Here is a 6,959-nt window from a genome sequence, read left to right as displayed (position 1 = left end):
CATCGATCCACATCCCCAGGTAGGGGCTGTCAGCCGGATCCTGCAGCCCGTCGCGGTCTCCCTCCGACTCGCGCAAGGGGCGGCCGTTCCAGGTCTGGGCGACGCCGTCGGCGACGAAAGCCAGGACACGTTCCGGATGCTCCACCATGGTCGTGACCGCGGTGGCCAGGTCCGACGCCAGCTCCGTGGGGATCACCGCGAAGGTCGCGGGCATCCCCGGTGCCAGAGTCCCAGCACGCTGACTGCGAGCGGCGCGCAGACCCAGGACGGCGAGGTGGTCGACGACGGCAGGAACGATGGTCATGCCGACGCAGTGGACGACGTACATGCCGTCGTCCTCCGCCGCCGTGAGGAGCCCCGGTCCGACACCGACCACAGTAGTTCCGCCCACGAGCACGTCCGCGGAGGACATGTCCCCCACGACCGAATCGAGCGTGAGAACCTTCGCTCCCGCGTAGAGAATGGGCTGCATTGCGCTCTCCTGTGCCTGCAAGCCCTCGAGAACAGACGCGTCCAGCTCCCGCGCGTTGCGCACGACGGTGTTCGATTCGCTGCTCACAACAAACTTCCCTTCGACGACGATGCCGCTGCATGAGGTAGAGGCGCAGCGACGATCCAAAGCCTCGTCGGTCGTGCGGCGCGCTGGCAGGACGCAGTTCTCCTGGGTGCGAGAGGGCTACGCCCAGCATGGTCGTGGTGCTCCCATGAACACTGCAACCCTGTGCGCAAAGCCTGGCAGATCTACGTTCGAAGCATGGCGAATAGCACGCTCGAAATCGAACCAACTGAGACAAAAGGGCCCACACATCTTCTCTCGCTAGCCGGTGCGGCCGCCGCAGGGGGCCTCTTGGCCGTTCAGACCAGGATCAACGGAGAGCTCGGGTCACGCCTGGACAACGGGCTCATGGCGGCATTGATCGCCTTCGTGACGGGACTGGCGCTGATCACGATCGGCCTGCTGGCCCACAAAGGCGCACGTCAACGACTCAAGACCGTCCGGCCGCTCGTCCAATCGGGCGCTCTGCCATGGTGGACGTTGCTCGGCGGTGCGGTCGGTTCCACGTTCGTCGTCTCTCAGGGCCTCGTCGCAGCGATGCTGGGAACTGCGCTCTTCACGGTCGCGGCCGTCGCCGGCCAGGTCGTCGGTGGTCTCGTGCTCGATCGCATCGGGGTAGGGCCGGGCGGAAGCCAAGCCGTGACCACGCGCCGGCTCGTAGGCACGCTTCTGTGCCTCGCGGCGGTCGCCTTGTCGGTGTCCGCCAAGCTGGAGTCAGACATCGCCTTGTGGGTCATTGCTCTTCCGCTCGTCGGTGGCGCTGCGCTCGCCTGGCAACAGGCGACGAATGGACGCGTGCGCGCGAGCACTCAATCAGTTCTCGTCGCCACCCTTGTCAATTTCATCGCGGGGACGGTGCTCGTCACGGCCGTTGCCGTCACGCACGGGCTGGTCAGTGGATTCCCGACAGCGTTCCCGACAGATCCGTGGCTCTACCTGGGTGGCGTGTCAGCAATCATCTTCGTCGCTGCGACGGCTGCGCTGGTCCACCGCACCGGTGTGCTGTTGCTCGGACTCGCGATTATCGCCGGTCAGTTGATCACATCGCTGGTCATCGACTTCTTCTCCGAGGGCGGCGCGGTCGACGGGCTGACCCTGGCGGGGACGGTCCTGGCCCTCATCGCAGTGCTCATCGCGGGGTCTCGACGGCGGGCACGAGGGACCGGGAACGAGGCACCCGCCCGCCGAGTCCCGGTCGACAACGCCCAGACGTCCGTCCGGTGAGCCACCACGCACGCCGCCCAGCTCGGCGCGTGGACGCCACCGTGCGGCCATCGTCGGCGGGGACGCCGGCAGCGACCCTCGACCCCGGACTTCTGATCGGAGGCGACGATCGTCTCGGGCGAGCAGTCCTGGCTCCCTGTAGCCGAGCCACCGATGTTCGGTCGTCCTGCCGGGGAGCCGGCAGATTCACGCCGAGCTCCGCCTCGCCCCCGGATCGTCGTGCAGGTGCAGGCGGGTTGCCCGGGGGTGGACCGGGGCCCCTTCCGCGGTCAGCTGTCGATGTGGCTCATGTCGCCCTACCGCTCGCCGACGACGGCCTCGGCGGGAACCGCGTCGCTGATTCGCCGCAGGTCGTCGGCCGTGCGGACGATCTCGGCGGCGGCCGCGTTCTCGTCCAGATGGGTCGCACGCTTGGTCCCGGGGATCGGCACCACGTCCTCGGCCAGGACCCAGGCCAGCGCCAGCTGGCCGGGGGTGCAGCCCTTCTGGGCGGCAAGGTCGCGGACCCGGTCGACGAGGCGCAGGTTCGCCTCGAGCGCCTCGCCGTTCAGACGAGGGAAGTATGCCGACGTCCGGCTGTCGCCCTGCGCGAGGGAGCCCGGGGTGAGCGTGCCGGTGGCAATCCCGCGCCCGAGGGGTGAGTAGGGAACCAGCCCGATACCCAACTCGCGCAGCGTCGGCCAGATCTCGGACTCGAGGTCGCGGGTGAACAATGAGTACTCGGTCTGCAGCGCCGTAACCGGATCCGTGGCGTGCGCCCGTCGATCATCGCCGGCGAAGCTTCCGACAGCCCAGATGACCGACCTTGCCTGCCTGCACGAGCTCCCCCATTGCCCCCACCGTCTCCTCTACCGGCACACCGTGGTCGACACGGTGCTGGTAGTACAGGTCGATGTGGTCCACGTCCAACCGCTGCAGCGAAGCGTCGCACGCCGAACGCACGTGGGCCGGGGCTGCCGTTGATGCCGACGCGCGTGCCGGCGAGGCTGAGCACGAGTTCTTCACTCTGCGACATCCCGCGCCTTCCGTCTCGCGTCGCTACGCCTCGCGCGTGGCCGGGAGCTCCGCGGACCTCGCGTCACGGGGGTGCGGCCGCCCCGATCGGCGGTCTCCGCATCGACCCTGTGCAGCATGTCGTGGTTCTCGACGGTGACCGCTGGGCTGCTGACCGCCTGGCTAGACGAACGCTACGCCTTTACTGGACCGATCGGTCCGCTATGCCCCGGCTGGCGGCCGTGGCTCGCCGTCCGGCGCGTGGCAGCGAGTGCCCCGATGAGGCCGAGAGCATCGGCGGAGGGGGACCCCGGTTCGGCGTGATAGATCACCAGTTCCTGACCTGGTGCCGACCGGACGTCGAAGATCTGCGATGTCAAGGTGAGCGGACCGACGTCGGGGTGGGTGAACCGCTTGGACGCGGCTTGTTTTGCGCGTGCGTCGTTCTTGCTCCACAGCTGCGTGAAGGAACGGCTCTCCCCCAGCAGGCGGGCCAAGACCGTTCGGACGCGCGGATCGCTGGGGTCCTGACCGTACCCGAGACGGAATCCGGCTACCGCACTCCGGGCCACGTCGTCCCAGTCCCGGTACAGGGCTCGACCTTGGGGGTGGAGGAACACCAGCTCGAGCAAGTTCTCCCGGGGTTGCCCCTGCCAACCAAAGAGCGCGTCGGCGAGCTCGTTGCCGGCCAGGACGTCGTAAGCACGGTTGTAGACGAGAGCGGGTTGCCCGGACCACGCGTCGAGGAGCTGTCGCAGCAGGGGGTCGACGTAAGTAGCAGTTGCGACGACTTTGCGAGGCGCGAGACCGGCGAGACGGAAGAGGTGCAACCGGCCGTCGTAGGGCAGCCGCAAGGACGAGGCGAGCGCGTCGAGCACCTGCGCCGAGGGGCTCGTCTCGCGGCCCTGCTCAAGCCGGATGTAGTAGTCGACGCTCACCCCGGCGAGGAGCGCCACCTCCTCCCGACGGAGTCCGGGCACCCGGCGATGGCCGTGTGACACCAGGTCGACCTGGTTCGGCTGCACGTCGCCCCGACGACTTCGCAGGTACTCCCCCAGTTCGTTCATGTCTCGACGATATGCCCGGATGCTCCTTCCTACCTGGGCCCAGCGCTCCTACCCTCGATCATCGGCGAGGTCGCCTTCTCCATGGCGCCGGACTGCGGACGCCTGGACTGCGGACGGAGGAGTACACCGCGCCGGCCAGTGCCAGCACCCACGCGCATGCCGGGCCCTCCCCGCCGACCTCGCAGTCGCCTGCGCGGATCGGCGACCGCTACCCCGACGACCGGCACGTCGGTCGGCTGGACCTAGCACCAGCTCAGCCCTCAGGACCAGGCGCCGCCTCCCAGGGCGGCGCCTGGTCCTGGTCGGGCGACGGCAAAGGCATCGCTCTGACCGGACGTAGACAGGACTCGACCTACCCGACCATTTTCGCGCCGAGACGTCCGCCGTCCGGGAGGATTCGGTCAGCGACCATCAGGTCCGCACCCGCCGAGGCACGATCAGTCGGCGTACTGAGCCTTCCCACCGCCGAAGGACCAGTTCTCCTTCGGGACCTCGATGAGGTTGATGAAGACGTCTTCCGTTCGGATCCCGGTCCGCTCGTGGAGGCCGTCGGCGACCGCCCGGAACAGCGCCTTCTTGACTTCGGTGCTGCGTCCGGCGTTCAGGGTGATCTGGATGATCAAGGCCTGCTCTGTTCGAGCGACGAGGTAGGTGCGGTCCATGACGAGTGTGTCCGGACCGTGCTCGGTGAGGATGAAGAACCGGTCGTCTTCAGGTGCTCCGGCGACATGCCGGAGCGCGTCGTAAACGACGTCGACGATCCTGGCGCGGTCGGCAGGTGCGGTGGTGTTGGGCAGGTCGATCCGGACTAGTGGCATGGCCGTGGGAATCCCTCTGTCGTCGTTGACGTGGTCGCGCGACTACTGGGCCGTCTCGCCTGGGTGGTCAGTCGTCGGCGTCGAGTGGGAGAAGGGCGAGCTCGTCGCGGACGGCGTGTATCGCATCGAGGGTCTCTTCTGTCCGGCTGATGACCAGGGCGCCTTCCACGGCGCTGACCATCAACGTGGAGACCCGGGCTGCCCGGGTGGACTCGATGCCGTAGCCGGTGAGGTGGCGTGCCACGGAGTCCCGCCATGCCCGGAAGAAGTCAGCGCTCGTCTGCCGCAGCACCGGTGCGCGGGTGCCCCGTTCGATGGCGATGGGGGCGACCGGGCAGCCGGCGGTGAACCCGGAGGCAGCGAAGTCATCGGCCACCGCATCGATGCAGGCCAGCAGGAAGTCCTTCGCGGAGGTGTTGGCCGCGGCGATGTCCTCGACGCCGGCGAGCACCTGACTCGTCCGGAGCTTGATCACCTCACCGGCGATCTCGTCCTTGCCACCAGGGAAGTGGAACGTCACGGAGCCCCGGGGAGCCCCCGAGGCGGTGACGATGTCGCTGATCGCAGTGGCGGTGAAGCCCTGCTCACGCATGGCCTGCAGTGACGAGTGGACGATCCGCTCGCGAGTGTCCGTTCGCTGCCCCATGGCCGTCCTCCTCCTCTCGGCGTCCCGATCGCCCGGGACGTACAGCGTGTGAACAGGGATCTCAGCGCCCAGTTCAACCGCCCTTGCCGCCGCCTTGGCCGCGGCGAAGCTCGTTCAAGGCTAGTAGCGCTGTGGCGTCTCAGCTGATACTAGTATGACCGTACGAGCAATTACCGAGGAGAGGATCGACTGTGACCGGATACCCGCTCGAGCGCACCGCGCTCGTGGTGATCGATGCGACCAACGACTTCATCTCCGAGGGGGGCAAGGCCTGGCCGGCGCTCCGTGAGGTCTGCGAGGAGGTCGGGACCATCGCCAACATGAAGCGGGTCCTCACCCTCGCGCGGGAGGCCGGGATCCAGGTGCTGCACGCGCCCATGTCGACCCAGCCGTGGGACTACGGGCCGTGGAAGCACCGGACCCCCAGCCACGACGGCATGTTCCACGCCCAGCTGTTCCAGGCGGGCACCTGGGGAGCTGAGTTTCACCCCGACTTCGTGCCGGCCGAGGGGGAGGTCGTCGTCACGCCCCACAAGACCTTCGATGCCTTCCACGGCACCGACATCGACACCCAACTGCGCCAGCGCGACATCGACCACGTGATCATCTGCGGGCTGACCACCAACACGTGCGTGGACTCCACCGGTCGCGACGCCGTCGAGCGGGGCTACGACGTCACCTTCGTCTCCGACGCGGTCGGCACCTTCACCATGGACATCCAGCGCGCGACGATCGAGCTCAACTGGCCCCGGTACGCGCACCAGATCGTGACGACCGACGAACTCACCGAGTCGCTGTCACTCAGTGGCGACGCCACCGCCGCGGTGGCCTGAGTCCGGCAACTGAAAGGCCGGCCGACCGCCGCAGATGCCTGAGGGGCACTGCGCCGGTCGCGACTGGTCGACGACGACCCAGCCGAGCCCAGCCTCGATCCCTGGCCGGCAGACGGCTGGCCGCCAGTGCCTACAAGCGCTTCTTGGACCGACTAGCGGAAAACGGTCATGCTGTCTGCGGTGCCAAGAGAGGGTTCGGACTATGGCCCACAACCACCTGTTTCCGGGCCTTTCCGGGCACCTTTTGACTCGTCGGGCGTTTGCGCAGGTCGACCGACGGATCAACCACCCCAGAACCCGTGCCCGAAATCAACGGCCCGAATCGGCGGACCTCTAACCTTTGTGGGCCGTTCCTGCTAGTGGCGTCCACCAAGGTGGTGTGCGATCCCGGCCCGGTGAGGGCCCCGGCGTAGACGTGTAGGCGGCCACCGCGTGATTCTTCGAACTGAGCTCCCGTTCAAGAACACCATCCGTCTCATATCGTGCTCGCTCGATCCGCGCGCTCTGGCCCACCTACAGGCAGAAGACCACCAACGGAGTCCCCGACCGTCCTGACGATCACTACCTTCGACACATGCACCTGGATCGATCCGGTGCACCGCGATCGAACCTGGGCAGCCAGCGGACGGCGGTGTCCGCCTGCTTCTTCCTCAACGGCGCGGTCTTCGGCAACTGGGTCACCCGGATCCCGGCCATCAGCGACCGAACCAGCGCCTCGCCCGGCGCTCTCGGACTCGCGCTGCTCTGCATCGCGGTCGGTTCCATCGCTGCCATGCCCCTGGCCGGCCGGATCGCCGATCGGCGCGGCTCGGCGCGGGTCAC

Annotated in this window: 8 protein-coding genes and 1 pseudogene; 3 read left to right on the top strand and 6 right to left on the bottom strand. The window is 67.8% G+C overall.

Annotated elements, in window-relative coordinates; translation table 11 throughout:
* A partial coding sequence (locus QZX79_RS13575; RefSeq protein ID WP_294568916.1) for a hypothetical protein occupies window positions 1–559 on the bottom strand: 559 nt, incomplete at its 3' end.
* Between the two features lie 195 nt (window positions 560–754).
* Here QZX79_RS13575 and QZX79_RS13570 point away from each other — a divergent pair.
* Window positions 755–1,780, top strand: a complete 1,026-nt coding sequence (locus QZX79_RS13570; RefSeq protein WP_294568914.1) for a DMT family transporter — start codon at window positions 755–757, stop codon at window positions 1,778–1,780.
* 296 nt (window positions 1,781–2,076) lie between these two features.
* Here the strand turns inward: QZX79_RS13570 and QZX79_RS18605 are convergent, their stop codons facing one another.
* The 5 genes from QZX79_RS18605 to QZX79_RS13550 form a co-directional block, all read right to left on the bottom strand.
* Complete coding sequence (locus QZX79_RS18605; protein WP_366484986.1) at window positions 2,077–2,493, bottom strand: aldo/keto reductase; 417 nt, start codon at window positions 2,491–2,493, stop codon at window positions 2,077–2,079.
* 52 nt (window positions 2,494–2,545) lie between these two features.
* On the bottom strand, window positions 2,546–2,722 hold the full coding sequence (locus QZX79_RS18600; RefSeq protein WP_366484987.1) for an aldo/keto reductase: 177 nt from the start codon (window positions 2,720–2,722) through the stop codon (window positions 2,546–2,548).
* 245 nt (window positions 2,723–2,967) lie between these two features.
* Window positions 2,968–3,840, bottom strand: coding sequence for a helix-turn-helix domain-containing protein (locus QZX79_RS13560; RefSeq protein WP_294568912.1), 873 nt, complete (start codon window positions 3,838–3,840; stop codon window positions 2,968–2,970).
* 437 nt (window positions 3,841–4,277) lie between these two features.
* Window positions 4,278–4,658: a tautomerase family protein gene (locus QZX79_RS13555; protein WP_294568910.1), complete on the bottom strand. Its 381-nt coding sequence runs from the start codon at window positions 4,656–4,658 to the stop codon at window positions 4,278–4,280.
* 67 nt (window positions 4,659–4,725) lie between these two features.
* Window positions 4,726–5,304 (bottom strand): TetR/AcrR family transcriptional regulator, encoded by a 579-nt coding sequence (locus QZX79_RS13550; protein WP_294568908.1) that lies wholly within the window; start codon window positions 5,302–5,304, stop codon window positions 4,726–4,728.
* A 191-nt stretch (window positions 5,305–5,495) separates the two neighbouring features.
* Here QZX79_RS13550 and QZX79_RS13545 point away from each other — a divergent pair, with 191 nt between their 5' ends.
* Window positions 5,496–6,137, top strand: coding sequence for a cysteine hydrolase family protein (locus tag QZX79_RS13545; protein WP_294568906.1), 642 nt, complete (start codon window positions 5,496–5,498; stop codon window positions 6,135–6,137).
* A gap of 631 nt (window positions 6,138–6,768) precedes the next feature.
* A pseudogene (locus QZX79_RS13540) lies at window positions 6,769–6,959 on the top strand (MFS transporter); the annotation flags it as partial.

The organism is uncultured Arthrobacter sp., assembly GCF_902805515.1.
Classification (GTDB): Bacteria; Actinomycetota; Actinomycetes; order Actinomycetales; family Micrococcaceae; genus Arthrobacter_D.
Note: the sequence above shows the minus strand (reverse complement) of the source record. Positions and strands in the feature narration are given on the sequence as shown.

Coding starts and splice junctions, on each gene's coding strand:
- QZX79_RS13550 (WP_294568908.1), bottom strand. CDS start 5,304: ATGGGGCAGCGAACGGACACTCGCGAGCGGATCGTCCACTCGTCACTG.
- QZX79_RS13555 (WP_294568910.1), bottom strand. CDS start 4,658: ATGCCACTAGTCCGGATCGACCTGCCCAACACCACCGCACCTGCCGAC.
- QZX79_RS13570 (WP_294568914.1), top strand. CDS start 755: ATGGCGAATAGCACGCTCGAAATCGAACCAACTGAGACAAAAGGGCCC.
- QZX79_RS13560 (WP_294568912.1), bottom strand. CDS start 3,840: ATGAACGAACTGGGGGAGTACCTGCGAAGTCGTCGGGGCGACGTGCAG.